Annotated in this window: 22 protein-coding genes; 15 read left to right on the top strand and 7 right to left on the bottom strand. The window is 62.7% G+C overall.

All coding sequences use genetic code 11. The features are described from left to right. Positions 1 to 5: 5 nt before the first annotated feature. Complete coding sequence (locus VIZ63_RS11955) at positions 6 to 629, bottom strand: hypothetical protein (protein WP_331609850.1); 624 nt, start codon at positions 627 to 629, stop codon at positions 6 to 8. Positions 630 to 845: 216 nt separating this feature from the next. Here VIZ63_RS11955 and VIZ63_RS11950 point away from each other — a divergent pair, with 216 nt between their 5' ends. From VIZ63_RS11950 to VIZ63_RS11940, 3 genes are all read left to right on the top strand, one after another. Further along, positions 846 to 1,250, top strand: coding sequence for an ExbD/TolR family protein (locus tag VIZ63_RS11950; RefSeq protein ID WP_331609849.1), 405 nt, complete (start codon positions 846 to 848; stop codon positions 1,248 to 1,250). Between the two features lie 68 nt (positions 1,251 to 1,318). Then, positions 1,319 to 2,341, top strand: a complete 1,023-nt coding sequence (gene mgrA, locus VIZ63_RS11945) for an L-glyceraldehyde 3-phosphate reductase (protein ID WP_331609848.1) — start codon at positions 1,319 to 1,321, stop codon at positions 2,339 to 2,341. 161 nt (positions 2,342 to 2,502) lie between these two features. Continuing rightward, positions 2,503 to 4,107: an ABC-F family ATPase gene (locus VIZ63_RS11940; RefSeq protein WP_331609846.1), complete on the top strand. Its 1,605-nt coding sequence runs from the start codon at positions 2,503 to 2,505 to the stop codon at positions 4,105 to 4,107. Between the two features lie 180 nt (positions 4,108 to 4,287). Here the strand turns inward: VIZ63_RS11940 and VIZ63_RS11935 are convergent, their stop codons facing one another. Together VIZ63_RS11935 and VIZ63_RS11930 are read right to left on the bottom strand one after the other, a co-directional pair. Next, positions 4,288 to 5,022, bottom strand: a complete 735-nt coding sequence (locus tag VIZ63_RS11935) for a hypothetical protein (protein ID WP_331609845.1) — start codon at positions 5,020 to 5,022, stop codon at positions 4,288 to 4,290. Beyond that, a complete protein-coding gene (locus VIZ63_RS11930) occupies positions 5,015 to 5,926 on the bottom strand; it encodes an aminotransferase class IV (protein WP_331609844.1) in 912 nt (303 codons plus the stop codon). Before VIZ63_RS11930 ends, VIZ63_RS11935 begins: the two co-directional genes overlap by 8 nt. 83 nt (positions 5,927 to 6,009) lie before the next feature. Here VIZ63_RS11930 and VIZ63_RS11925 point away from each other — a divergent pair, with 83 nt between their 5' ends. The 5 genes from VIZ63_RS11925 (at position 6,010) to VIZ63_RS11905 (ending at position 12,120) form a co-directional block, all read left to right on the top strand. Then, on the top strand, positions 6,010 to 6,561 hold the full coding sequence (locus VIZ63_RS11925; protein WP_331609843.1) for a LemA family protein: 552 nt from the start codon (positions 6,010 to 6,012) through the stop codon (positions 6,559 to 6,561). Beyond that, positions 6,558 to 8,285, top strand: coding sequence for a DUF2207 domain-containing protein (locus tag VIZ63_RS11920; RefSeq protein WP_331609842.1), 1,728 nt, complete (start codon positions 6,558 to 6,560; stop codon positions 8,283 to 8,285). Before VIZ63_RS11925 ends, VIZ63_RS11920 begins: the two co-directional genes overlap by 4 nt. A 74-nt stretch (positions 8,286 to 8,359) precedes the next feature. Further along, positions 8,360 to 9,817, top strand: coding sequence for a decarboxylating NADP(+)-dependent phosphogluconate dehydrogenase (gnd, locus tag VIZ63_RS11915; RefSeq protein WP_331609841.1), 1,458 nt, complete (start codon positions 8,360 to 8,362; stop codon positions 9,815 to 9,817). A 243-nt stretch (positions 9,818 to 10,060) separates the two neighbouring features. Then, positions 10,061 to 11,314 carry an NADH:flavin oxidoreductase gene (locus VIZ63_RS11910; protein ID WP_331609840.1) on the top strand — a complete coding sequence of 418 codons (1,254 nt, stop codon included), beginning with the start codon at positions 10,061 to 10,063 and terminating at the stop codon, positions 11,312 to 11,314. A 119-nt stretch (positions 11,315 to 11,433) separates the two neighbouring features. Beyond that, positions 11,434 to 12,120, top strand: coding sequence for a hypothetical protein (locus VIZ63_RS11905; RefSeq protein ID WP_331609839.1), 687 nt, complete (start codon positions 11,434 to 11,436; stop codon positions 12,118 to 12,120). Positions 12,121 to 12,172: 52 nt separating this feature from the next. On the opposite strand, the gene VIZ63_RS11900 is transcribed toward VIZ63_RS11905, so the two are convergent. Continuing rightward, the gene (locus VIZ63_RS11900) at positions 12,173 to 12,331 is read right to left on the bottom strand and encodes a hypothetical protein (protein ID WP_331609838.1); all 159 of its coding nucleotides are present in this window, start codon (positions 12,329 to 12,331) and stop codon (positions 12,173 to 12,175) included. A 178-nt stretch (positions 12,332 to 12,509) separates the two neighbouring features. Between VIZ63_RS11900 and VIZ63_RS11895 the strand changes: the two genes are divergently transcribed. From VIZ63_RS11895 to VIZ63_RS11885, 3 genes are read left to right on the top strand one after another with little or no spacing between them, the layout of a single operon-like run. After that, positions 12,510 to 13,373, top strand: coding sequence for an alpha/beta hydrolase family protein (locus tag VIZ63_RS11895; RefSeq protein WP_331609837.1), 864 nt, complete (start codon positions 12,510 to 12,512; stop codon positions 13,371 to 13,373). Between the two features lie 52 nt (positions 13,374 to 13,425). Further along, entirely contained in the window at positions 13,426 to 13,779 is a 354-nt protein-coding gene (locus VIZ63_RS11890; RefSeq protein WP_331609836.1) for an ArsC family reductase, read from the top strand. A 25-nt stretch (positions 13,780 to 13,804) separates the two neighbouring features. Continuing rightward, on the top strand, positions 13,805 to 14,227 hold the full coding sequence (locus tag VIZ63_RS11885) for an MAPEG family protein (RefSeq protein WP_331609835.1): 423 nt from the start codon (positions 13,805 to 13,807) through the stop codon (positions 14,225 to 14,227). A 705-nt stretch (positions 14,228 to 14,932) separates the two neighbouring features. Here the strand turns inward: VIZ63_RS11885 and VIZ63_RS11880 are convergent. Next, on the bottom strand, positions 14,933 to 16,195 hold the full coding sequence (locus tag VIZ63_RS11880) for an acyl-CoA dehydrogenase family protein (RefSeq protein ID WP_331609834.1): 1,263 nt from the start codon (positions 16,193 to 16,195) through the stop codon (positions 14,933 to 14,935). A gap of 140 nt (positions 16,196 to 16,335) precedes the next feature. Here VIZ63_RS11880 and VIZ63_RS11875 point away from each other — a divergent pair, with 140 nt between their 5' ends. Beyond that, on the top strand, positions 16,336 to 17,262 hold the full coding sequence (locus VIZ63_RS11875; protein WP_331609833.1) for a LysR family transcriptional regulator: 927 nt from the start codon (positions 16,336 to 16,338) through the stop codon (positions 17,260 to 17,262). A gap of 8 nt (positions 17,263 to 17,270) precedes the next feature. Beyond that, positions 17,271 to 17,888 (top strand): TIGR02466 family protein, encoded by a 618-nt coding sequence (locus VIZ63_RS11870; protein WP_331609832.1) that lies wholly within the window; start codon positions 17,271 to 17,273, stop codon positions 17,886 to 17,888. Positions 17,889 to 18,105: 217 nt separating this feature from the next. Here VIZ63_RS11870 and VIZ63_RS25400 read toward each other — a convergent pair whose 3' ends face one another. Beyond that, positions 18,106 to 18,474 (bottom strand): type II toxin-antitoxin system RelE/ParE family toxin, encoded by a 369-nt coding sequence (locus tag VIZ63_RS25400; protein ID WP_349261175.1) that lies wholly within the window; start codon positions 18,472 to 18,474, stop codon positions 18,106 to 18,108. On the opposite strand from VIZ63_RS25400, the gene VIZ63_RS11865 reads away from it, so the two are divergent. Next, positions 18,473 to 20,224 carry a DUF885 domain-containing protein gene (locus VIZ63_RS11865; RefSeq protein ID WP_331609831.1) on the top strand — a complete coding sequence of 584 codons (1,752 nt, stop codon included), beginning with the start codon at positions 18,473 to 18,475 and terminating at the stop codon, positions 20,222 to 20,224. The two genes, VIZ63_RS25400 and VIZ63_RS11865, sit on opposite strands and share 2 nt — an antisense overlap. A 31-nt stretch (positions 20,225 to 20,255) precedes the next feature. Here VIZ63_RS11865 and VIZ63_RS11860 read toward each other — a convergent pair whose 3' ends face one another. Then, on the bottom strand, positions 20,256 to 23,930 hold the full coding sequence (locus tag VIZ63_RS11860) for a hypothetical protein (RefSeq protein WP_331609830.1): 3,675 nt from the start codon (positions 23,928 to 23,930) through the stop codon (positions 20,256 to 20,258). 199 nt (positions 23,931 to 24,129) lie between these two features. On the opposite strand from VIZ63_RS11860, the gene VIZ63_RS11855 reads away from it, so the two are divergent. After that, positions 24,130 to 25,005 carry a hypothetical protein gene (locus VIZ63_RS11855; protein WP_331609829.1) on the top strand — a complete coding sequence of 292 codons (876 nt, stop codon included), beginning with the start codon at positions 24,130 to 24,132 and terminating at the stop codon, positions 25,003 to 25,005. Positions 25,006 to 25,014: the final 9 nt, after the last annotated feature.

Here is a 25,014-nt window from a genome sequence, read left to right as displayed (position 1 = left end):
ATGGCTTACGACGGCGCGTTGTTTCGTTGATAGACCGAGCGCCCCACGTGCTTCAGCCTGATGCGCGTGTCGACATACACGGCCAGGCCGGCTCGCGCGGCAAGCTCGCAAAAATAGTAGTCCTCGGACAGAAATTCGCCGTCCAGAAGTCCAGTTGGAAAAAAATGCCCGATTCGATTTTCGTTCAGCGCGTAGTCGCCGATTTCCCCATGAGCCTGCATTTTCTCGAGCGCGGTGCGATCGATGCGCAGAAAGCCGGTGCCCACGCGCCGCACGCGTCGATAGTCGGCATAGCCGGGGATGGGCTGAAGGTCTTCAGGCTGCGGGACACAGACCCATTTCAGTGAAGCACTTTTGCGCGGATAGAGGCCACCTGTTATGGAAAATGGCGAGGCCAGCAGGCGGCTCATGTCATCCCGGGTGAAACCGACATCCCCGTCGATGAAGATCATCGTGGTGCAATCCGATGCCAGGAACTGGGCGGTCAGCAGGTCACGTGCGCGGGAAATGTTGGCCTGGCCTTCCAGGCACGTCCAACCGGCATAGAGGCCGTGGGCCTCCAGCAAGCCGGAAATGAACTCCCTCTCTGCGGTCCCCGTGTGTAGCGGCGTGGCCAGCAATGCCTTCATTGTTCGTATTGCAGGCCAGTCTGGCCCCCGACGGAAAAACGGAGCCTACACCATCTCGCTGCTGCATACATGCGTTCGGACGGGCCAGCAGCTCGTCGGATCCACAGCCGTGTGATGTACCTAAGCGCTGAACGATCGTACTCGCCGCGCGGTCACAGCTGATGACATGTCGACGCTTCCGTCCGCTTCCATCAACGACAATACGGAGGAACTGCCATGGCGATGGGTACAAGTGCGATCGGTGACGGCGAGCCGATCACCGAGATGAATACGACCCCATTGATCGATGTCCTGCTGGTGCTGCTCATCATGTTCATCATCACGCTGCCGCTCATGACGCACTCGACCTCGCTGCAGGTCGCCCGACAGGGCGGCGCACAGATTCCGCAGGTGGTCTATGTGGATATCGACTTCGATGGCGTCATGCTCTGGAATGGCGCATTGGTGCGCGACTTCGCGCAGCTCGAGAGCTTTCTGCGCCAGGAGGCGGGGAAGGTGAATCAGGCGGATCTGGAAGTACGACCCGATGGCAGCGCCGCGTATGACACGGTCGCCCGCGTGCTGGCGCTCGCACAGCGAAGCGGCATGAAACGCATCGGGTTGGCCAGCGCGACGGATTGACAGCGCTTGACCGGTTCGCGCACAGCAGCCAGAGTTCCGTGACTTCAGTCCCCTGCCGAGGTCGCCGGATGTACCAGGCCGATCCGCAACGTTACCGGAAGACTCCTTACGCCCGCTGCGGCCGCAGCGGGCTGCAACTGCCGAGGATCTCACTGGGCCTGTGGCAGAACTTCGGCGGCCCGGTCGTGCTCGACCATGCCAGGGAAATGGTCCTGCGGGCCTTCGACAACGGCATCACCCATTTCGACCTGGCCAACAATTACGGCCCGCCGCCGGGATCGGCCGAAGAAAATTTCGGACGCATCCTGAAGACCGATCTCGCCGGCCATCGCGACGAACTGATCATCTCGACCAAGGCCGGTTACCGGATGTGGGACGGACCCTATGGCGAATGGGGTTCGCGCAAATACCTGCTGGCGAGCCTCGACCAGAGCCTGCGCCGCCTGGGGCTGGAATACGTCGACATTTTCTACTCGCACCGTGTCGACCCCGATACGCCACTGGAGGAAACCATGGGCGCGCTGGATAGTGCGGTGCGCAGTGGCAAGGCGCTTTACGTGGGCATTTCGTCCTACGGGCCCCGGAAGACGCGCGAGGCTGCAGCATTGCTGCGCGACATGAAGACGCCGTTCGTCATCCACCAGCCCTCCTACTCATTACTGAATCGCTGGGTGGAGAAGGGGCTGCTCGATGTACTCGATCAGGAGGGGCTTGGCTGCATCGCATTCTCGCCACTGGCGCAGGGCCTGCTCAGTGAGCGTTATCTGACGGGCGTGCCGACTGCCTCGCGCGCCGCGCTGAACGACACATTCAGCGCGCAGCTGCTGAATGAGCGGAATCTTTCCAGTGTGCAGGCTTTGAGCGCGATCGCGCGGCGCCGCGGCCAGAGCCTGGCGCAGATGGCAGTTGCGTGGGTGTTGCGGCGTCCGACCATCACCAGCGCCCTGCTTGGCGCCAGCCGCTGGTCGCAGATCGCCGAATGCCTCGGAGCGCTTGAAAATACGTACTTCGATGCCGGAGAGCTGGTGGACATCGACCGGTACGCGCTCGACGGCAGCCTCAATCTGTGGGGCGCGTCCAGCCGGGAATGAGCCTTGGATCAGCCCGGAACCGCCCCCAGATAGCCCACACGACCTGTAACGAGCCGAAGTCGGGTAGCATACGCCCCGGCGCCGCACCCGCGCCTCCCGGTTAGTCCTTGAAATTCCCTCCGCGACGGTGGCGTCGCGGTATCGCTGTTTGGCCTAGGAAAATGCTCTCTACTTCCAATGTATCGATCCAGTTTGGCGCCAAGCCCCTGTTCGAAGGCGTCACGGTCAAGTTCGGCGACGGCAATCGCTATGGGCTGATCGGCGCCAACGGCAGCGGCAAATCGACGTTCATGAAAATCCTGAGCGGCGAAGTCGAGCAGTCGAGCGGCGAGGTCATGCTGCAGTCGGGACTGCGCATGGGCAAGCTCAACCAGAACCAGTTCGCCTACGAGGACGAACGCGTCATCGACGTCGTGCTGCAGGGCCACCAGGAGATGTGGCACGCGATGAAGGAACGCGACCTCATCTACGCCGACGCCCATGCGACCGACGATGACTACATGAAGGCCGCGGAGCTGGAAGCGAAGTTTGCCGAGTACGGCGGCTACGATGCCGAAGCGCGCGCTGCCTCGATCCTGGTCTCCGCCGGTATCGACGAGCAGTACCACACCGGACCGATGCGCGAGGTCGCCCCGGGCTGGAAGCTGCGTGTGTTGCTGGCGCAGGCGCTGTTCTCGAAGCCCGACGTGCTGTTGCTCGACGAACCGACCAACAACCTCGACATCAATTCGATCCGCTGGCTCGAAGGCGTGCTCAACGAGTACGACACGACCATGATCATCATCAGCCACGATCGGCACTTCCTGAACCAGGTGTGCACGCACATGGCCGATCTCGATTTCGGCCAGATCAAGATCTGGCCGGGCAACTACGACGACTTCATGCTGGCATCGACGCAGGCGCGTGCCCGCGTCGAAGCGTCGAATGCCAAGGCCAAGGACCGCATCTCCGATCTGCAGGAATTCGTGCGACGCTTCTCGGCCAACGCATCGAAGGCGCGTCAGGCCACCTCACGCGCGCGTCAGATCGAGAAGATCAAGATCGAAGAGATCAAGCCGTCATCGCGACAGAATCCGTACATCCGTTTCGATCAGGGAAAGAAGCTGTATCGCAACGCCGTGAATGTCGAGCACGTCGGATTCACCTATCCGGATTCCGACAGGCCGATCGTCACCGGCTTCAACCTGACGGTCGAAGCCGGCGAGCGCATCGCCATCGTCGGTGCGAACGGTATCGGCAAGACGACACTGATGCGTTTGCTGGCGGGCGAACTGCAGCCGTCGCAGGGAACCATCGGCTGGGTCGAGAACGCGCAGATTGGCTACATGCCGCAGGATCCGCAGGCGGAGTTCGCGAAGAAAACCGATCTGTTCTCATGGATGAGCGAATGGCGCACCAAGAGCGACGACGATCAGATCGTCCGCGCCACGCTGGGCCGGCTGCTGTTTTCGGGCGATGAGACCCGCAAGTCCGTGCAGGTGCTGTCGGGCGGCGAGAAGGGTCGCATGATCTACGGCAAGCTGATGATGACGAAGCCGAACGTCATGCTGCTGGACGAGCCGACCAACCACATGGACATGGAAACGATCGAGTCACTGCAGATCGGCCTGGAGAAATATCCGGGCACGATGATCTTCGTGTCGCACGATCGCGAGTTCGTCGGCGGCCTGGCCACACGCATCATCGAGCTGCGTGAAGGCGGCACGGTCGTCGACTTCAAGGGCACCTACGATGAATACCTGCAATCGCAGGGCGTCAGCGCCTGACCCCGGATCTTCAACGAAGGTCTGATTGATTCCAGATCAGTCATTCCCGCTCAGGCGGGAATCGACATCGTGGCGTTCACCCTGCGACCGTGGCCCTGGATGGGCGGGGAGATCATGAGCGCTGGCCGAATCGAAGGATATTCGGTCCTGGGATTCCGATCCGCAGAAAGAGAAGGTCGATCAGCGAAGCCGGTGAGCCGCGAGTACGTGGTAGTGAGGCAGTGCAGCGTCAGCAATCCGGCGCAGATCGTCCGGTAGATCGGGCTGCGAGACAGCTGGAGGCGGACCGAATCCGGTGGATTCTTCAACAGCGTTGTACCAGGCAGGCGCCCATACACCATCGGTAGGTCGTCGGCCGGGCGCCCAGCTCAGCATGTCGTCGGTATAGGGAATATCCAGCGCATTGCAGAGCCGGGTCAGGTAGTGCGCCGGGTTGGCCAGCACGTCGGAGCCTTCGATGACGGGAGGGGCCGCACCCAACCGGTCGGCTTCACGCTCGAACAACTCGCGCTGTTGGATCACGCCGATATCGGCCAGCGTGACGTCATCGCGCTTGCGCACATAGGACGCGAGCACGGCGCGCGGATCGCGGATCAGGAAGGCGTTGCGCATCCGAGCGATCCAATCGCGACCGAACTCATCGAGCATGTGATGGGTCATGTGCTTCTGGTACCAGACCGGTTTGTCCTCAGGCGACGGTCCGAGGAGTGCCGCGACCACAGCGCGCCAGTCCTGTGACTGCGAGGCGAGCACTTCGTGACGCATGGGGTGATCGAGGCCGGTGGCCGCAAGATAGGCCGCGTACAAAGGCTCGTCACTGACGGCCGTGTCTATGCGGGACCCGAACGAACGCATCATCGCGGTCGAGATATTGCGCGGTCCCGACCACATGGCGATGCGAACGGGCTCAGTCATGGGCTTGCGAGTCCTTGAGCGACTCGTACAGTGCACGCAGTCGCTGCGTCACGGGGCCGGGAAGCGTTGCAGGCAATTGATGGCCATCGATCTCGCGCACCGGTGTCAGGCCGCCGAACGTGCCGGTGACGAAGGCTTCCTGCGCCGAGTACGTCTCCTCGAGACTGAAGTTCTCGAGGCGGATCGGAATGTCGTGATCGCGGCACAGCTGGATCACATTGGCTCGCGTCACCCCGTTGAAACAGTACTCGCCGGTCGACGTGCAAACGACGCCGTCGCGCACGAAGAAGAAATTCGTGGCATTGCAACTCGATACATGGCCGTGCGGGTCGAGCATCAATGCTTCATCGGCGCCGGCCGCAATGGCCTCCAGGAGTGCGCCGATCAGATTCAGGCGGCTATGGGAATTGAGCCGCATATCGAACATGTAGGCGGGCGTGCAGCGGATCGTGGAGGTAAAGAGACTGAGTCCGCGCGTCAGGATCGCGGGACTCAGCAGCTTGTACTCGGCGACGATGACGATGGTGGGTCCGCCGATGGCATTGCGCGGATCCTGGTTGGGCGCGGATTTCTCGCCGCGCGTCACCATCAGGCGGATGTGCACGCCGTCGCGCATGTTGTTGGCATCGAGGGTTCGCCAGATCTCGTCGATCAATGCGAGCCGGTCGAAGCCAATATCGAGTCCGATCTTGCCTGCGCCCCAATAGAGACGCTCGAGGTGCTGATCCAGGAACAGCAGCGCCCCCTTGTGCAGGCGCAGTCCTTCCCAGACGCCATCGCCGACGACGAAGCCACCGTCGAAGATGGATACCTTTGCCTGGTCGCGCGGTACCAGTGCACCGTTGAGATATATCCGTGCGGCGGCGTTGCGTGGATCGACCGCGAAATCCTGACTTCCAGCCATCGATGCAAAGTCCTGCCAGGGTGGGGAGCGAATGCAAAAGCAGCGATGTGCCAAGCATAATGGGTCACGACGAGGAGAAGCGCATGTCTTTTGTCTGGACGCTCATTGCCGCCCTGGTATCGATCTGGGCCGTCATCGCCTACAACCGGTTGGTGCGACTACGCAACCAGGTACGTACGGCCTGGGCCGATATCGACGTGCAGCTCACGCGTCGCCACGATCTGGTGCCGCAGCTCGTGGAAGCGGTGAAAGGCTACGCGTCGCACGAGCGATCGGTCCTGGAGGCCGTGGCGAGTCTGCGATCACAGGCCGTCAATCTGCGCAGTCCCTCGCAGCTTGCCGAAGTGGAATCGGCGCTCGAACAGGCACTGAGCCGCGTATTCGCCTTGAAGGAGGCCTACCCCGACCTCAAGGCCAGTGACAACTTCGCGCAGTTGCAGCGCGATCTGGTCGACGTGGAGGAACACCTGCAGTACGCACGACGCTTCTACAACGGCGCCGTACGCGACTTCAACGACACGGTGCAACGCATTCCCGATGTGGCCGTTGCACGCATGGGTTCATTCTGGCCCGCCGAGTTCTACCAGGCGCGCGACGAGGAACGTGGTGCGGTGCGAGTGGAGGTGGCCTCGTGAGGCGCCTGCTTGGTCTGGTATTCCTGCTCGCCAGTACGCTTTGCGTTCGCGCGGAGGAACAGATCCTCCGCTACGACATCGACATCGACATCCGCACGGACGGTGCGCTCGATGTCACCGAACACATCACGGTCAATGTCGAAGGCAACCAGATCCGCCGGGGCATCTTCCGCGATTTTCCGACGCGCTACCGTGACCGTCATGGCAACCGGGTGGTCGTGGATCTGCAGGTGCTCGATGTGGAGCGCGACGGCACTCGTGAACCGTGGTTTACCGAGAACATCGGCAATGGCGTGCGCATCAATACCGGCGACGACAGTTTCCTGTCCGCGCCCGCACAGCACACGTTTACCTTGCGCTATCGCACCACCCGTCAGTTGGGTTTCTTCGAGAACCACGACGAGCTGTACTGGAATGCCATCGGCACCGGCTGGATATTCCCGATTCTGAGCGGCACGGTCGAAGCGCGCCTGCCGGCGCCGGTGCCGATCGAACAGATGAGCGCCGAGGGATACACGGGCGTTCAAGGCGGACAAGGTCAGGCGTACACCGCAGAGTTACCGGATGCGGGTCGGGTGCAATGGCGCCTGACGCAGCCGCTTGGACCCAATGAGGGCTTCACCGTGGTGATGACGTTCCCCAAAGGCGTCATTGCCGCGCCGTCGACTGCGCAGCGCGTGGGCTGGTTTCTGCGTGACAACGGCGGGGTGCTCGTCGCGGCCATCGGCTGGCTGCTGGTGCTGATCTTCTGCGTCTACGAATGGCGTCGCGTGGGACGCGATCCGCGCAAGGGCATCGTGATCGCGCGGTACGAACCGCCCGAAGGTCACGGACCGTCGGCTCTGCGGTATCTGCAGCGGATGCGTTACGACACACGCTGCTTCTCGGCGTCGGTGCTGCACCTCGCAGTGGGCGGATTCCTGCGCATCGACCGGGAGCCAAAACTGATCCGCAAGGACACGTGGCGGCTGGAGCAAGTGGGCACAGCTGCGAAGCCTGAGCCCCCGAGCGATGCCAGCCTGCTCGAGTCACTTTTTTCGCAAGGTGCGCCGTCAGTACTGGAACTGACCAACAAGAATGCGAGCCTGTTATCCAGGGCGAAACTCCTGCATGGCGCTGCACTGCGGAGCGTGATGCAGCCACGCTATTTCCGCCTGAACGGCTGGAGCGTGGTCAAGGCGCTGGTGATCGCCATCGTTACATTCTTGATCGCGCTGATGGTAGCGGGCGGTGCGGGAATCATCGCCATCATCGGGATCGGTGTGCTCTGCGTCATCACGCTGGTCGTATTCAGCTTCCTCGTGCGCGCCCCGACGGTCGAGGGCCGCAGACTCATGGATGAAGTAGAGGGACTCAAGCTGTATCTGAGCGTCGCTGAACGGGACGAACTGGCGCGTGTCAGCGGTCCCGGCGAAGCGCCGCAACTGGACGCGAAGCGCTACGAGATGCTGCTGCCGTATGCGGTGGCCCTGGACGTCGAAGAGGCGTGGACCAGAAAATTCACGCTCGCTGTCGGCGCCGCCGCCGCCGCTGCAGCCGCCAATAACATCGGCTGGTATCGCGGTGGCGGCGTGAACGACCTGGGAAGCTTCGCGAACGCCATCGGCAGCAGTCTCAGTTCGCAGATTGCGTCTTCCTCCACGCCGCCCGGCAGTTCGTCCGGGTCGGGCGGCGGCGGTTCATCCGGAGGAGGTGGTGGCGGCGGCGGCGGCGGCGGCCGATAGGCGACATCAGTTGACCGTTACAGGTCTGGCGTCAGAATGCAGTGTGAATAGTCGATCCAATCGCTGAGGTTTCCATGACCACTCCAGTCGCAGACGTCGGCCTGATCGGACTCGCCGTAATGGGCGAGAACCTGGCGCTCAACATGGAGAGTCGCGGCTTTCATGTCGCTGTGTTCAATCGCACGACATCGCGGGTCGACGACTTCATTGCCGGCCGCGCGCAAGGCAAGAACTTCACCGGGACGCACAGTCCGGCGGAACTCGTTGCCGCACTGAAGGCGCCGCGCAAGATCCTCATGCTGGTCAAAGCCGGCAAACCGGTCGATGAACTGATCGAGCAACTCCTGCCATTGCTGTCGCCTGGCGACATTCTCATCGACGGCGGCAACAGTCTGTTCACCGACACCATCCGCCGCACCGCCCGGGTCGAGCAGGCGGGCATGTTGTATGTCGGCACCGGCGTCTCGGGAGGCGAGGAGGGTGCATTGAACGGACCGTCGCTGATGCCCGGGGGCAGCCCGGCGGCCTGGCCCCACATCAAGCCGATTTTTCAAGCCATCTGCGCGCGCACACCCGAAGGCGATCCGTGCTGCGACTGGATGGGCGAGAACGGCGCCGGTCACTTCGTGAAGATGGTTCACAACGGCATCGAGTACGGCGACATGCAGCTCATCGGTGAAACCTACGACGTCATGAAGCGCGTGCTCGGCATGAGCAATGCGGAAATGCAGGAAGTGTTCGCCGACTGGAATCGGCGCGAACTGGATAGTTACCTCGTCGAGATCACGCGCGACATCCTCGCGTACAAGGACGACTCGGGCGTCGCCACGCTCGACGTGATTCTGGATGCGGCGGGTCAGAAGGGAACCGGCAAATGGACGGCGGTCGAGGCACTCGACCAGGGTATCCCGCTGACGTTGATCGTCGAAGCCGTATTCGCGCGTGCGCTCTCGGCGGCACACGATGAGCGGGTTTCCGCGGAGAAAAAGATTCGCGCCGACGTCACGCCGTTCAGCGGCGAGAAGGCGCGTCTCATCGACGACCTGCGTCAGGCGTTGTACGCAGCAAAAATCATCAGCTATGCGCAGGGCTATCAGTTGCTGCGCAACGCCGCGAAGACCTATCAATGGAATCTGAACTACGGCGGCATCGCGCTGGTCTGGCGCGGCGGCTGCATCATCCGCTCGGCCTTCCTGGGCGACATCAAGAAGGCCTTCGACCGCGATCACGATCTGGTGAACCTGCTGCTCGATGCCTTTTTCAACGAAGCCGTCACCAGTCGGCAGGCCGCCTGGCGTCGCGTCGTAGTCGCCGCCGTACAAAGCGGCATCCCGGTTCCTTGCATGAGTTCGGCGCTGGCTTACTTCGACGGTTATCGTTCAGGCCGCCTGCCCGCCAACCTGCTGCAAGCACAGCGCGACTACTTCGGCGCGCACACCTATGAACGGATCGATCGGCCTCGCGGCCAGTTCTTCCATACCGATTGGACGGGGCACGGCGGTGCGACGACATCGCGGTCGTATAGCGCGTAGGCAGGCAAAAAGCACTTCCACGGGGTACGCGGGGAAGCACGGGTCAGGGAGAAATGCAGCGTGCGCAGCCTTTGATCCATTTCCCCGAGTTGCCCGTGCTCTCCCGTGGAGACTCTTTCGTTCCTGCTTCACCCACACGTTTCTGCGATCCGACATAAACCAGACGCAGACGCCCTTCCGTACCATTCCCGCCGCGAACGGGCTGCTCGACGATGATGCAAATTCCGCCTGCGGACGTGCGTCATGCCTGTCGCCGACAGCCCGCTCTTCACGCCCGTCACCATCGGCAAACTCACGCTGTCGGGACGGCTGATCAAAACGGCAACCGCTGAAACCCGCGCGACTCATGACGGCTTCGTGACGCCGGAGTTGCTGCAGTTCTACATCCCGATAGCGAAGGGCGGCACGCCGCTGATCATCACGGGAAATATCTATGTCGGCCTCGACGGCAAGTCGGCGCCGCGACAGGTGGGTGCTGACGACGACGACAAGATTCCCGGGCTCCGGCAGCTCGCCGACGCCGTGCATGCGCACGGTTCGAAAATCTTCGCGCAGCTCAACCACTGCGGACGTCAGGTCGTGCCGCAATTCGCCGGAGTGTCGGAAGCGGTCTCTGCCTCGGCGGTGAAGGAACTGGTGACGGGGACGCTGCCGCGCGAACTATCGCTGCGCGAGATTCAGGCGATCATCGCCAACTTCGGAGCGGCCGCTGCGCGCTGCAAGCAGGCAGGCTTCGATGGCGTGCAGATCCATGCGGCCAACGGTTATCTGATGAGTCAGTTTCTGACACCGCATACCAATCGGCGCACCGATCGTTACGGCGGCTCGTTCGATCATCGGATCAACATGCTGCGCGATGTGTTCCGTGAGATCCGATCGCGGGTGGGCGCGGATTTTCCGGTCATCATCAAGATGAACGGATCGGACAAGCTGCCGTTGCGCCACGGGCTCAATACCGACGAACTGGTGCGTGTTGCGATGGTCCTGCAGAAGGACGGTGCCGATGCGATCGAGGTTTCCGTCGGACACTATGAATCGGGCATGCCCATGGTTCATGGCACGTTCGCCCGCTGCCTGCGCAACATGGTAGGCGGCGCGATGCGGTATCTGCCGTGGGTGCGGCGCTGGGGATTCCGTCTGTTCTGGCCGCTGTTCGCGTTGCTGTTCGATGTGTTGTGGCCGCGTCGCGAGGGATTCAACCTGCGCTACGCGCAGGCCTTCGCGCGCGAGCTGTCGATACCCGTCATTTGCGTGGGCGGCTTTCTGACGCGGGCCGCCATGGAAGCGGCGCTCGCGCGGGGCAGTTGCGACCTCGTCTCCGCCGGTCGGGCGTTCATCGCCGATCCGTTGCTGTACCGGCATATCCAGCATGACGAACCGGGTCCGCGCTGCGTCGACTGCAATGCGTGCATCGGGCATCTCGGCGTCCAGCCAGTCGACTGTTATCACCCGGCCGTGCGTGCTCAGAAGGATGCAATGCTGGCGCGTCTGACCTGACCGGCGAGCTGCTTCCCAAGGCCTGACGTAGGCCGCCTTCAGCGATCGCCGTACAGAGTTGGCGGGGCGACTTAGGTATGCTCGGGCGCCGCCTGAGCGTGCGCATCGAGTCGCAATTCTTGGAAACCACTATCAACGGCCGGGCTGCCCGGTTCACCCGATCACTCCTTGCCCTGTTCGTGCTGTCCGCCCTGGGGTTCGCCGCGCAGTCCGCGACGGCTGACGAGACCGGTCGCGACAATGTTCGCCTGAACTGGGGCAAAGCATCCGAGACGGATCTGACGACCGCGATCTGGGGCGACTATGACGCTTCCCCCGAATCTGAATACATCATCGCCGGCAGCTGGGGCCGTCGCATCAGTCCGACCATGTTCGGTCTGCCGATCGAACTGACTGGCAACGTCGGTCTGCAATGGGTCAATTCCCGCGGCCTCCAGGACGATGGCTACGGCATCAATGCATACATCAAGGCTCACTACTCCTTGCGCCTGCCGTGGACCCAGAAGGACGTTCGATTCGGCCTCGGCGAAGGAGTGAGCTACCTGAGCGAGATTCCGCTCGCCGAACAGCGCGACTTCGCCAAGAAGGGTCCCGACATCACGTCCGAAAAGCTGATGAACTACGTCGAGTGGACCGTCGACGTGCCGATGCGCCAGTTCGCGACGATGGACCGGTTGATCAGCAAGGACATCGACGATGTCTACGTCGGGTTCTTCGTCTTCCACCGCTCGAGCGTGTTCGGTCTGTTCGCCGAAACCAAGGGCGGGATCAATTTCATGGGCTTCGGAATCGAAGCAAGATACTGAAGAGAAGGCACCAGGCTCTAGGTGCTAGTCAGAGTCCCGTTCCGACCAGGGCCTAGTTACTAGCGCCTGGTTCCTGGTTCCGACCGGCGCCCTTCGGCTTGTCTGGTGAGCCGTCTTCCCTGACGCTGCGATAGCGGATCACGCCGAACACCATCTCGTCCCAGATCTGCTCGCCCCAGGTAACGGTGCGGTTCGGGTCCGAGTTGGCCACCGTCAAGGACCCCACGGCGTCCGCGACGGCGTCCACCGCGAGCTGCCGTTGCGAAATCCGACGCGAATATTTACGAGTACGCCTGCCACGAAGGAAACTACTCGCTGCCGGGCATTCTTGCCGCCGGACGCGAGAAGGAGAAAGCCGAGGCTGCGGCAGGCAGTCCGGTCAGTAAGCGATGAAGTCACGCTGGCCTGTATCGGGTGCTGCAATGATTGCGGCGCTCCTGTGCGTCGTTTGCACGGACGCTCATGCAAGCACGGTCACGACACGCGAATTCGATTCGGCGGCCCTGCAGCGCCGATGGTCCTACGTGGCGTATCTGCCCACGGGTTACGACCAGTCGCAACGACGCTACCCCGTCCTCTACCTGCTGCACGGCAACGCGCAGAAGGCTTATGACTGGGTCTCCTCCGGCCACATACAGCAGACTGCCGATCGACTGATCGCCAGCGGCGCCATGCCGCCAGCCATCATCGTGATCCCGGAAGCGGGCACGACCTGGTATGTCGATCGCAAGGAACGCATGGAAACCGCCGTCATGCAGGATCTGCTGCCGCAGATTCAGCGGCAGTTCCGTGCTCTCGACCGACGCGAGGGCAGGGTGATTGCCGGCCTGTCGATGGGAGGTTTCGGCGCAGCACGTTTCGCTCTCAAGTATCCCGAGATGTTCGCGGCAGCTGGTCTGCTGTCGCCGGCTATCTACGCGAATGAGCCGCCGGAAGATTCATCTGCACGTCTCGTCGGCGTGTTCGGCGCCCAACAGTTCGATCCGCAGATCTGGCGCGAACTCAACTACACCGCGCTGTGGCCCGCTTATCTGAGCCGGAAAACGCCTGTACCGATGTACATCAACTCCGGCGACGACGACCGCTTCTACATCGAAGGCGCGGCCGTGGAGTTCTACACGCTGCTGCGACGGAGCGGGCAACCGGCCGAATTGCGTATCGTCGAGGGCGGGCACGAATGGGAGGTGTGGGAGAGCACGATCGGCGATGCGATGACCTACCTGTTCCGGTTCGTCACCCCCGCAGGATCGTAGCCGGCGGCCATCGCAGGTACTATCCGACCCGCATTCAACGGGAGGACAGGGTTTGAGTCTGACGCTCTACGGCATCAAGAACTGCGACACCATGAAAAAGGCCCGTGTGTGGCTGGATCAGCATGGCGTCGTCTATTCGTTTCACGACTACAAGGCCTCCGGGATCGACCACGCGTCGCTGATGCGCTGGTGCAAGGCGCGCGGCTGGGAAACCGTTCTCAATCGCGCCGGCACTACCTTTCGCAAGCTGCCCGAGTCGGCCCGTGCCGATCTGGACCAGGCGAAGGCCATCGAACTCATGCTGGCCCAACCCTCCATGATCAAGCGACCGGTCCTCGAAGGCGACGGCCACTTGCTCATCGGCTTCCGACCGGACGAATATCAAGGCGCGAGACTGACCCGATAAATCACTCGAGCTAAGGGGGATGCTCATGGTGCCGAACATCATGACGCCGGTGCTGGCGTTGATCGTGTGGACGTTCGTGATCTGGTTCTGGCTGTACGCCACGAGACTTCCCGCGATGCGTGCCGCACGCATCGATGCCCGCAAGGTCAAGCGCAAGAGCGACCTCGATCCATTGCCCGTGCCGGTCCAGCAGATCGCGGACAACTACAATCATCTGCACGAACAGCCCACGCTGTTCTATGCGCTGGCCATCTACTGCTACACGGTCGGCGTCGCCGACGGCCTCAACGTCACGCTGGCCTGGGTCTACGTGGGACTGCGCATCGCGCACTCACTGATCCAGTGCACATCGAACTACGTCCCCGTCCGATTCCTGGTGTTCGCGCTGGCATCGCTGGTGCTGATGATCATCGCGGCACGCAATGTCATTGCACTGCTGGTGACGTGAAGCGCCAATCAACGACTTGCTGGCCCTTTCGCAGCACGTCTTGACCGCGTGCGCCTGTCGGCCGGCGACTGGTAAGGACAGGGCGAGAGTCTTGGCGGGACCTCCCGTTGTCTCACCCCAGCGTTGAAGAGGTCGCCGCAACATCGGGCCCGTGCCGATGTTGTGTGCTGATTCGCTGTCGCGCACCGCGTCGGCCTCACACCATTCTGACCTGAGAGTGCCCACCTGCGTTGTTCTTCCCGGCACGAACCGGGTCCGCCAAGCCTCTCGCCCTATTCTCACCAGTCGCAAGAAGCGCGCTGCCGGAGGGTTCCGGGCGAATGTTCTTGCGTCGTTCCCTCCGCATCGGATGGTTGGCATCGAAAGGGCCACCGCGGCAGCGCGCTCTTTGCGACTGGAAGGATAAGGGGAGGGGCTTGGCGGACCCGGTTGCGGATGGGAAAGGCAACGCAGGTGGGCACTCCCAAGTCAGGATGGCACGGAGCGCAAGCGGTGCGCGACAGCGAATCGGTCGTTCCGCCGGCACGAACCAAATGCTGCGGCGACCTCTTCGACGCCGCGATGAACCCACGGAAGGTCGCGCCAAGACACTCCCCTTGTCCTCACCGGTCGCACGGCCGAGAGGCGCGCGCGGTCCAAAACGTCCCGCGCCAGAGTTCAATGGCGATCCATCCCTGTCAGCAGTGCGTGACCAATCCGGGATGACTAGCGTCCCCGCGTGATCGGCATCTCCACAGCTTCCTGCGACTGCTGCAGATGCTGCGCCAGTTCCAGTTTCGCGATGGCATTGCGATGCACTTCATCGGGACCGTCAGCCAGGCGCAACGTGCGTTGACCGGCCCAGAGCTTCGCGAGCGGGAATTCATCGCTCACGCCACCGCCACCATGGGCCTGGATTGCCCAGTCGAGCACTTTCAGCGTCATGTTCGGCACGATCACCTTGATCATCGCGATCTCCTTGCGCGCGATCTTGTTGCCGACCGTGTCCATCATGTAGGCGGCCTTCAGCACCAGAAGACGCGCCTGATCGATCAGGCAGCGGGATTCGGCAATCCGCTCGTGCCACACCGATTGCGACGAGATCGGCTTGCCGAATGCGATGCGCGCGTTGAGGCGCTTGCACATCAGTTCCAGCGCCCGTTCGGCGACACCGATGGAGCGCATGCAGTGATGGATGCGCCCCGGGCCCAGGCGTCCCTGCGCGATTTCGAAGCCGCGGCCTTCGCCCAGCAGGAGACTGTCCGCGGGTACCCGCACGTTCTCGAGATCGACTTCGGCATGACCATGCGGAGCATCGTCATAGCCGAACACGGGAAGGTGGCGCATGACGGTGACGCCTGGCGCGTCCGAGGGCACCAGGATCATCGACTGCTGCTCATGCTTGCCGGCGTCGGGATTGGTCTTGCCCATCAGGATGTAGACCTTGCAGCGCGGATCGTTGGCGCCGCTCGACCACCATTTGCGGCCGTTGATCACGTACCCGTTGCCCTCGCGCCGGATGCTGCATTCGATATTGGTGGCGTCCGATGAGGCGACTGCAGGCTCTGTCATCAGAAAAGCGGAGCGGATCTGCCCGGCGAGCAACGGCTCCAGCCATTGGTCTTTCTGCGCCTCGCTGCCGTAGCGCTCGATGGTCTCCATGTTGCCGGTGTCGGGCGCGGAGCAGTTGAACACTTCGGCCGACCAGGGGATGCGGCCCATGATTTCGCACAAGGGCGCGTATTCGAGATTCGACAGGCCCTGCGGTGCGCGAGGCGAGCGCGGCAGAAACAGGTTCCAGAGACCGGCGGCACGCGCCTTGGGCTTCAGGTCTTCGATGATCTGCACCGGCACCCAGGGATTGCCGTTGCGGCGATGAGCGGCGATCTGCTGCTCATAGGTCGACTCGTTGGGAACGATGTGCTCATCGAGGAAACGCAGCAGCCGGGACTGCAGTTCGCGAACGTGGGGACTGAAATCGAATTCCATGGGGCACCTGCTTGTCGGGACAGGGCGGGCCACCCTGCAGTACGATTCTCACCGCTACCTTGCAGCCCTCCTGCGCCTCACGCCAATGCTATGTCTGCATGCCGGCCGATGCGCGTAGCGAATAGCTGCGGAGATGGACCATGCACCTGTCCCGGATCGATCTCAATCTGTTCACCGTATTCGATGCCATCTATCGGGAGGGTGGCATTACGTCTGCGAGCAAGCGGCTGCACCTCTCGCAGCCCGCCGTCAGTCATGCGCTGGCCCGGCTGCGCGAGCTCCTGGACGACCCATTGTTCGAGCGCCATGGCAATGCCATGACACCGACGCCGAAGGCGCGGGCGCTGGCTGCGACGATCAGCCGCTCGCTCGGTGCGCTCGAGAACGTCATGCAGCACGCGGGACAGTTCGATCCTGCGACGAGCGACCGGACCTTCACGATGGCGGTACGCGAGGCGCAGGAGTATTCGTTCCTGCCGGCTGTCCTGCGACGCGTGCGGGAAACCGCGCCGAACGTCGACGTTGCCTCCGTCCGCATCGACCGGCGCGACCTCGAAGAGGATCTGCAAAGCGGCGAACTGGATGTCGGGATCGATGTGGCGTTGCCACTCTCCCTCGACGTGCGGCGCGAACGGGTCAGTGCCGAACCGCTGGTGGTGCTGGTGCGGCAGGATCATCCGGCGATCGATGGCTCGCTGGATCTCGAGACTTACCTCGCCCAGGATCATGTCCTCGTGACCGGTCGGCGACGTGGCGCCAGCGGTTACGAAGATGTCACGCTCAGTCGCGCCGGTTTCACCCGCCGCATCCGCAGCCGCTGCCAGCAACACGTTGCGGCCTGCGAGATCGTGAGTCAGTCGGACCTCTTGACCACGATGACCCGCAACCAGGCGGACCTCGCCAATCGCCACATCGGCAACCAGGTGCTGCCGTTTCCGCTGGACTCGCCGCCGCTCGAAACATTCGTGTACTGGCACGGCAATGTGCAAGACGACGCAGCAAATGCCTGGTTCAGAGAACTCGTCCGCGAATCCCTGCTGGCCTCACGTGCGGTCGGCGAACTGTAGATAGAAGAATGCCCACACAGAAATTTTTTCCGACCCAGATCCATACCGCAAGCCTGCAGGGCGCGGGCTGGCGAAAGTTCAACAATCGGCTGTTGCAGGAATGCCTGCAGCTGAGCGTGGACGACACCGCCGGGCAGCGCTGGTCGCAGCAGAATTATCCCGGTGGCTATACGTCGTACAGTTCGGTGCCGCGCATGCACACGCTGTCGCCGACGTTCGAGTCGCTGCAGAAGCAGTTGAACCGCCATGTGCGTTCGTTCGTCCGCAAGCTCGAACTCGATACCGACGATCGTCCCCTGGTGATGACTGATTGCTGGGTGAACATCATGCCGCGGCACGTCGTGCACGGGCTGCATCTGCATCCGCTGTCCACGATCAGTGGTACCTACTACGTGCAGACGCCGAAGGGCTCTCCGGGCATCAAGTTCGAGGACCCGCGGCTGGATCGGTTCATGGCCGCGCCGCCGCGCCGGCCAGATGCTCGCAGAGAGAACAAACCCTGGGTGATCCTGCCGGCACAGGCCGGTAGCCTGGTGTTGTTCGAGAGCTGGCTGCGGCATGAAGTGGCGCCGAATCCCATCGAGTCCGAGCGCATCAGCATCAGTTTCAACTACGGATGGTTCTGAAGATCGTGACATGACGGCTACCGCATGACGGTCTGCCGACATGGAGGCCTGTCGGCAGGGGAGAACTGCAGGATTTTTCTTCCCTGCTGATGAAGTCGGCCCTTCGTGACGTAGTCCATCCTGCCGAAGGTCCCCCCTGACTGAAAGGAAATCCCGCGGGACCGACGCAGTCGGCCGAAAACATGGCGGTCTTCGGCAGGGAAGGGCGGAGCGATCCCTATTGATTCAGTAGCGGCCCCAGGTCGCGCGCTCCATGCAGAATGCGTTCGATACGCACGCCCTGATCATCTACGGTAAAGAAGATTACGTATGTGCCATGCGCGCAGGATCGCAATCCTTCTCGGAAGTTCACGCCTCTCTGGGTACCCGAGAGGCGAGAGCGAAATTTTTGGCACTTTCTCGAGTAACTTATCTTCAAACCGATCGGAGGGGTCGAAGGGCTCGGTAAACGAAGGCCTTCCCGCCCACGCAGTCGGCCTGCGTTTCGGTCCGCACATGCGATCAGCCGTGTGATCGAATCGACGGGCGCAGTCGCAAATGTGTGACCATATGAACTCGATTTTCTATTTCGTGAGGAACGCTCCATGACACGTTGGTGGTTCGGTGTCGTTGCCTGCCTGATGACGCATTGCCTGCTGGCGGCCGACGACACAGGGTGGCTCGAGGAGAGCAATCGCAATGCGCGGATCCTGCTCGAGATCGGCGCGCGCTATTTTCCGGAAGGTGCAACCTCGAACGGCGTCGAGGGCTACGACAAGGACGTGGTCGACCTCAAACCGGGAATCGCGGAGCGTCAGATCGCGGACCTGACGGCCGCCGTTGCACAACTGCAATCGCTCAAAGCCGGGGCGAGCGATGCCCGGGTCCTGCAGGATCTCGACATCCTCATCACGGCGGCGCAATCGCAGATCACGACCCTGGAGCTGAACCGGAAATACCGGCTGACGTTCTTCGATCTGCCGCAGACCATCTTCAGTGGTTTCCAGGATCTGCTCGACTCGCGCGTCGCCAGGGAACGGCAGAAAGATGCTCTCGTGCGACTGCGACGCTATGCAGGAAGGGAGAAGGGATACCGGCCGCTCACGCAACTGGCGCGCGAGCGCTACGAGGAAGAGGCAGCCGCGAACCCGGCACTGATCGGTCCCTGGATCGTGGAGGCGCAGCAGTACCTGGACAACCAGGGCCGCTATCTCGATGGCATCGAGGCACTGCTCAAGGAAAGCGGCCTGAAGGGTTGGCAGAAGGATCTTCGTACGCTGCGTCGGCAGGTCGATGAATACGGCGCCTGGGTGCGTACGACGGTGCTGCCGCATGCGCGCAAGTCCAGCCAGCTGCCTGCCGAACTCTATGCCGACAATCTGAAGCAGTTCGGCGTCGAGATGGATCCGCGCGAGCTGATGGATCGCGCGATGGCCAACTACGGCCAGACGCGCAGCGAGATCGAAACAGTGGCCCGGATCATCGCGGCCCAGCGTGGCTGGGAGACCTCGGACTATCGCCAGGTGATCCGCGCGCTGAAGAAGGAACAGATTCCCAATGACAAACTGCTCGATCTCTACTACGGCCGGCTGGAGCAGATCGAAGCCATCGTCCGGCGCGAAAAGATCGTCACGCTGCCGACGCGCAAGGCCGTCATTCGTCTCGGGACGGAAGCCGAGTCTGCAGCCAGTCCGGCGCCGCACATCGATCCGCCGCGACTCGTGGGCAACACGGGCGAGCCCGCCGAGTTCGTGCTCCCGACCAGCAATCCGAACGCGAAAGCCGGCGCGCCGATGGATGACTTCAACTACGACGCCATCGCGTGGACGCTGACGGCGCACGAAGCCCGGCCCGGCCACGAGTTGCAGTTTGCGGCCATGCTCGAGCGCGGCGTGTCCACAGCGCGCGTCGTCTACGCATTCAACAGCGCCAACGTCGAAGGCTGGGCACTCTATGCCGAAGCGCTGATGAAGCAGTACCTGCCGCCGGAGGGGCAGCTCGGTGCGTTGCAGATGCGCATGATGCGCGAGGCACGGGCGTTCCTCGATCCGATGCTGAATCTCGGCATGATGGAGCCGGCGGCGGCACAGAGCTTTCTCATGAACGAAGTCCTGTTATCCGAACCGATGGCGAAACAGGAGGTCGATCGCTACACGTTCAATGCCCCAGGCCAGGCAACTTCGTACTACTACGGCTACTCGAAGCTGGATGCCCTGCGCACGAAGGTGGAGATCGTGCTGCGCGACAGGTTCAGCGAGCAGCCATACCACGACTTCCTGATCGGACAGGGATTGCTGCCGTTCGATCTGCTGGAAAAGGCCGTGATGGAGGAGTTCGTACCGGCGCAGATGAAGTGATTGGAGCGGTGCGGGGGGACGTGCGGCTGCCTCACTTCCCCGTGTCGCCCTTGCGAACGAAGTTCGTCAGGTTCGATACGTGGCCGAGGAGCGCGGAGATACCAGCCAGCGATGTCAGCACGATCTGCATGGTGCCGCCGGCAAAGGCCATGAGTCCGATGGCAATCATGAGGCCGCCGGACAGCAGCGGAATGCGGATGCGATGCCACGTGCTGCCGGCTTGTGCACTGTCCCAGTCGAGCTGGTCCTGATGAAACTCCTCATGGTCCGGCGCGCTTCGTGCAAATTCGGCGAGGCCGGGATCGGTGATGACGGGCCAGGGACGCAGGCGCACGAAGCCCCGGTGCAGCAGCCGCTCCACCACGACGACATTTTCCGGATTCGCGAAATACCCGCGCGCCAGTTGATGCAGCAGATGCCGTTCCTCGCCGGTCAGCGAACGCCAGACCTCGCGGTAGATAGGGCCGCTTTCGATGCGCCGGATATCGATCGCATCCTTGCCGGTGAACGCCGGCCCGAATTCGGCACGCGCCTGATCGATGCGCTGTTCGGTGGCCAGTAAAGCGCCGAACGGCAGGGGCCTGTCGGGTGGGTCGACGAAGCGGGCGGCGAAGGGGATGCGAATGCCGAAGAGCCGTCGCGTGGCAACCGCGACGAGCCACGCGAGCGTCAGGATCAGACCCATGCCCAGCAGCATTGCGGTATTGAGCGACGAGCGTCGATCGCGGTGCTGTACGTCGGCGCTTTCGCTCAGGCAAGGTCGACCGTCCGTCACGTCGGAGCAATTACCCCGTCTGGCCAACAGCAGTTCTTCAGGGAGTCGTCCGCGAGCTTCCATGACTGCGAGTCGCCGTCGCAGCGTGATATTGCTGCCGGTCGGCGCACCAGGGGCGTCAGAAACGACGTTCCGTGGGGTAGCGCTCGACGTGCGGCGCTGCGGGTTGCCGAACGTCACATTGCGCCAGATCAGGCGACGAAACGAGCCAGCTTCGCCGGGACCGCCGACATCGATCCAGGGCAGCCAGTCGAAAGTGAGCACCTCCCAGCAGTACGGATGTTCGGCGGGCCGGGTCGGCGCATCGCATCGTTCGGTCTCCTCGTCGTAGCGAACGGTGCGAAAGCCCGGGACGGGCAGGGCAGCGGCAAGCGTGTGCGCCGTCGGATACTTGCGATGCCGGTCCCGGTCGATCGGTACCCATCGCAGCAGATCCCGCTGCATCAGCAGTTCACGACGTTCGATGTCTTTCGCCGCGAGCGATAGCTGGGCGCGGACATAGTCGCCCGTAGCCATGTCCTGGTAACCGATCGCCAGCACCAGGGTGGGGAGCACTACGATCACGCACAGGATGGCGACCGCAGCCCAGGCATAGAACAGGCGATACATGCCGATGCCTGGATTGCGCACGAGGCGCCACTGAGAGCGGCAGATCACCCAGCCGCCTCCTGCTGCCGCCAGCGCGATGACGGCGAGCGCCATCGGCCACGCATTGAAGCGCACGGCACAGATCAGCGCGGCCAGGGCGATCAGCCAGAAAGCCGTCAACGCCAGTGCGACCCTTGGATAGTGCGTCCGCCAGTCCCACTGCGGCCAGATCGCAGCGAGCAGGTAGCGATCCACCCGTCTGTTCCAGAGAAACGCGATGACGACGATGGCGAGGACCAGGACTGTAACGATGCTGATGCAGTGAGTCAGCGTGGCGATCGCGGCATCGAAGGAGACGTCCCGCAAGGATTCGGTCGGGTAGAGCACGACGATTCCCCACGGCACGCTTTGAATCGGCCGGTAGTAGAAGCGGTGCGGCTCACCAAGGTACTTGCCGTCGAAGTGGTCGATCAGGTCGATCGTGCGGCGCCCCCCGCCGCGCGACTGCAGTGCCTGCTGCAGCCTGACATTGCGCTCGGTCTCGACCAGCAGGTTCTCCGTCAGGCTGCGTTCGTCGTTGCTGTGAAACAGAACTTCGCCGCTGCTCGTGTCGACGACGGCGAACCGCAGCAGCGGCGGTTTCACGGTGGCGCTCAGCGCATACAACCGCGTATCGCCCGTGATGATACCTTTCCAGTGATCGGTCCATTCCCGCGACACGGCGACCTGCAGTACGCGCGCTGCGTCGGCGCGATTGAATAGACGCTGTGCAACGAATTCCGGCGTGTCGGGCGAAGCCCAGCGCGGTTTCCATGCCTGGCCGGCACGCAGCGCCTGGAAGTACTTGCGGTCGGCCAGATTGATGGCCGTCTTCACCGGCACGTCGCCGAACGCCGAAAAGCGGGGTGGGGCGCTGTCACCTTCCGCCCGGAGGATGAGCGCCGTACGCAGGGGTGACCAGTTGCGCAGCTGCGTTCGGGCCGGATCGGTCGGACCGTCGAGAAACATCTTGCAGGTGGGATTGAGCGGTACGCAGTCGCTGCGATTGATCTTCGCCTGCACCGGCAAGCCGTCGGGACTGCGACGCAGGTAAGCGGATTGCGCCCGTCGGGGGTCGCGAGCGAGCTGAGAGTAGGAATTCAACAGCCACGCGGCCTCATCGAGTTCGCTGCGCACCGTCTGTTCGATCTGCAGCGCATAGGTTTCAGAGCCACGATCTGCCCATGCCTGCAGACGAATCTGAGTCCAGATCCACACGGCCGAGGACGTCAGGACGATGGGCAGCAGCACCAGCGCGACCACGACGCCGAATGCCTGGAATCCGGCAATGGCGCTTTCGGGCGGGGACAGACGCAGGCTCAGGAATGGCCACAGGAGCACGCCGAGCAGCACGACGATCGTCGCGGCGAAAGCACCGCCAGAGCCCAGCGTGTCGCTCGCCTGCTGCGCCAGGTTCTCCCGTTTCAGGCCCAGCAGATACAGCGTGGGGGCGGCTCTGGCGCCACCCGGATCGGTCGAGTTGTCGTCCACGTAGACGCCATTGGGCGGGACCAATGGCAGGACGGAAACTTCGTAGCTGCGTTCGCCGAGTGTCCGTGTGAAAGCGACCGCGTGCTCCGGAACTGAACCCTTGGCTGCCGCAGGTGCGGTCGGCTCGGTTCCGAAGTGGAATTTTCCCTGGCCTGCAACAGCGCTGGCGTGTTCGAGCAGGGTGCTGGCACTGGCGACCACGATGGGATCGGCGGTGTCTTCCTGCAGCGGCACCTGCAGTGGATACGCATCGCGATTGCCGATGGTTGCGAGCACGGTCCCATCCGGCAGCGCCAGCATCACTTCATCGAAGTATCGTTGCCCCGTGAAGGCAGGCAGGTGCTTCTGCAGATTGCCGCGCAGTTGCATCGCACAGCCGCTGCCGTCGTTGCCGACCGCGACGACACCGGGACCGACCGTGAACGGGCGTCGTGGATCGTCGATATAGATCGTCAACCGGCTCGCGGCGCTCGTGATGGTGGCAGGCGCGTGCTCCTTCGTTTGCGGGTTGGGGAGGGACTCCAGCTTCAGATCGCGCAGATCGAGTTTGCCCAGATACAGATGAACCTTCCGTGGGTCTGGCTCGCAGTCTGCGTCGAAGACGGACTCGGGGATCAGCGTCAACAGACTCGACATGCCGCCTTGCATGTTGTCGAACTGTTGAGCGATTTCGCCGAGCACGCGAAACGCGCGTCCCTCCTGGAAAGTGCTGCTGCGCAGGTACTGCAGTCCAAAGTAGCCGAGGAGCGTCACGGTGGAGACGACCATTACGGTCAGCACCATGGGAATCCATGAGGTGCGAAGCTTCGGCATGAACCGACGCTCCGTCGCCGAATCCTGCTTGGAACTCACGCGGCTCTTCCTTCTGCGACGCCGGCATCATTCGCCGCGCATTCCTGCGTCGCAACTGAACGAATGACGGATAGACCATTGATCGGTCAGCAATGCACGATATGCCGGGTCGGTCGATCGTCGCCACCGTCACCGAGTGAAGCTTCGGGGAGTGCAGCGCATGCAGTCAGCAACGGGGAGCAACGACAGTCACGCGCGAGGCACGGCGCTCGCAGGCATGGTGAGTCTCGTCGGACGCAACACGCGCAAGCGGGAGCGATTGCTGCAGTGGCTGCAGCAGACCGTCGCTTACGGTGCGCACCTCCACGACATTCATGTTCAAGCCGAAGCGGCCAGAGCCCTCTTCGGCGCCAGCGCCAGGGAACTCACGCTGGACCTGGTCAGTGGCGAGCTCACGCGAGCGCAGGCTCGCAGGGAACTCGCCGATGAAGTGGTGGCATGCGCGGCCCGGGTGTTGATCGAAATGCAGGAAGGCGAACAGGGTGTCGAAGAGATTCACAGAGAGTTGAGTGCGGAACTGGCCGGGTTGGGACCTCTGGGAGACGTACCGGCCAAGGCTGCGCAGAGTGAACAGAGTCGTCTCAGGCCACCCACGGGTTTTACCGCACCCGAATGGTCGCTGCTGCAGGAAGCACCCCTGTTCGCCGTATTGCACGTATCGGCGGCGGCAACCAATGGTCCCCGTGAGCTGCTCAGGGAATTCCGGGAGGCGGACCGGACGATCCTGTGCCGTTCACTCGAGCACACGAGGGATCCGATCGTGGGCTCTGCATTTCACGCCGGCATGTGTCGTCACCGACTGCGGCAACTCGCCGACAACTATCCTTCGCGGCGCGCATTGTTGAATGGAATGCAGAACTGCGTGGCGATCGCGGAGAAAATCGGCACCGCCGCGCGCGCCGAGTATGCCCACGTCATCAATGAAGCGGCGGCAGCAGCCGTCCAGGCTGCCTGCGAACGTGTGTTGTTCAGCCGGCGGGCGGCGCTGGAAACGGAACGACGAGCGCTCAACGAAATCGATCGGTTGACTCATTGACGCCGCGTC

This window comes from Povalibacter sp., from assembly GCF_036520495.1.
Lineage (GTDB): Bacteria > Pseudomonadota > Gammaproteobacteria > Steroidobacterales > Steroidobacteraceae > Steroidobacter.
The sequence above is the reverse complement of the archived record's forward strand: the minus strand, read 5'-3'. Positions and strand labels throughout refer to the sequence as shown.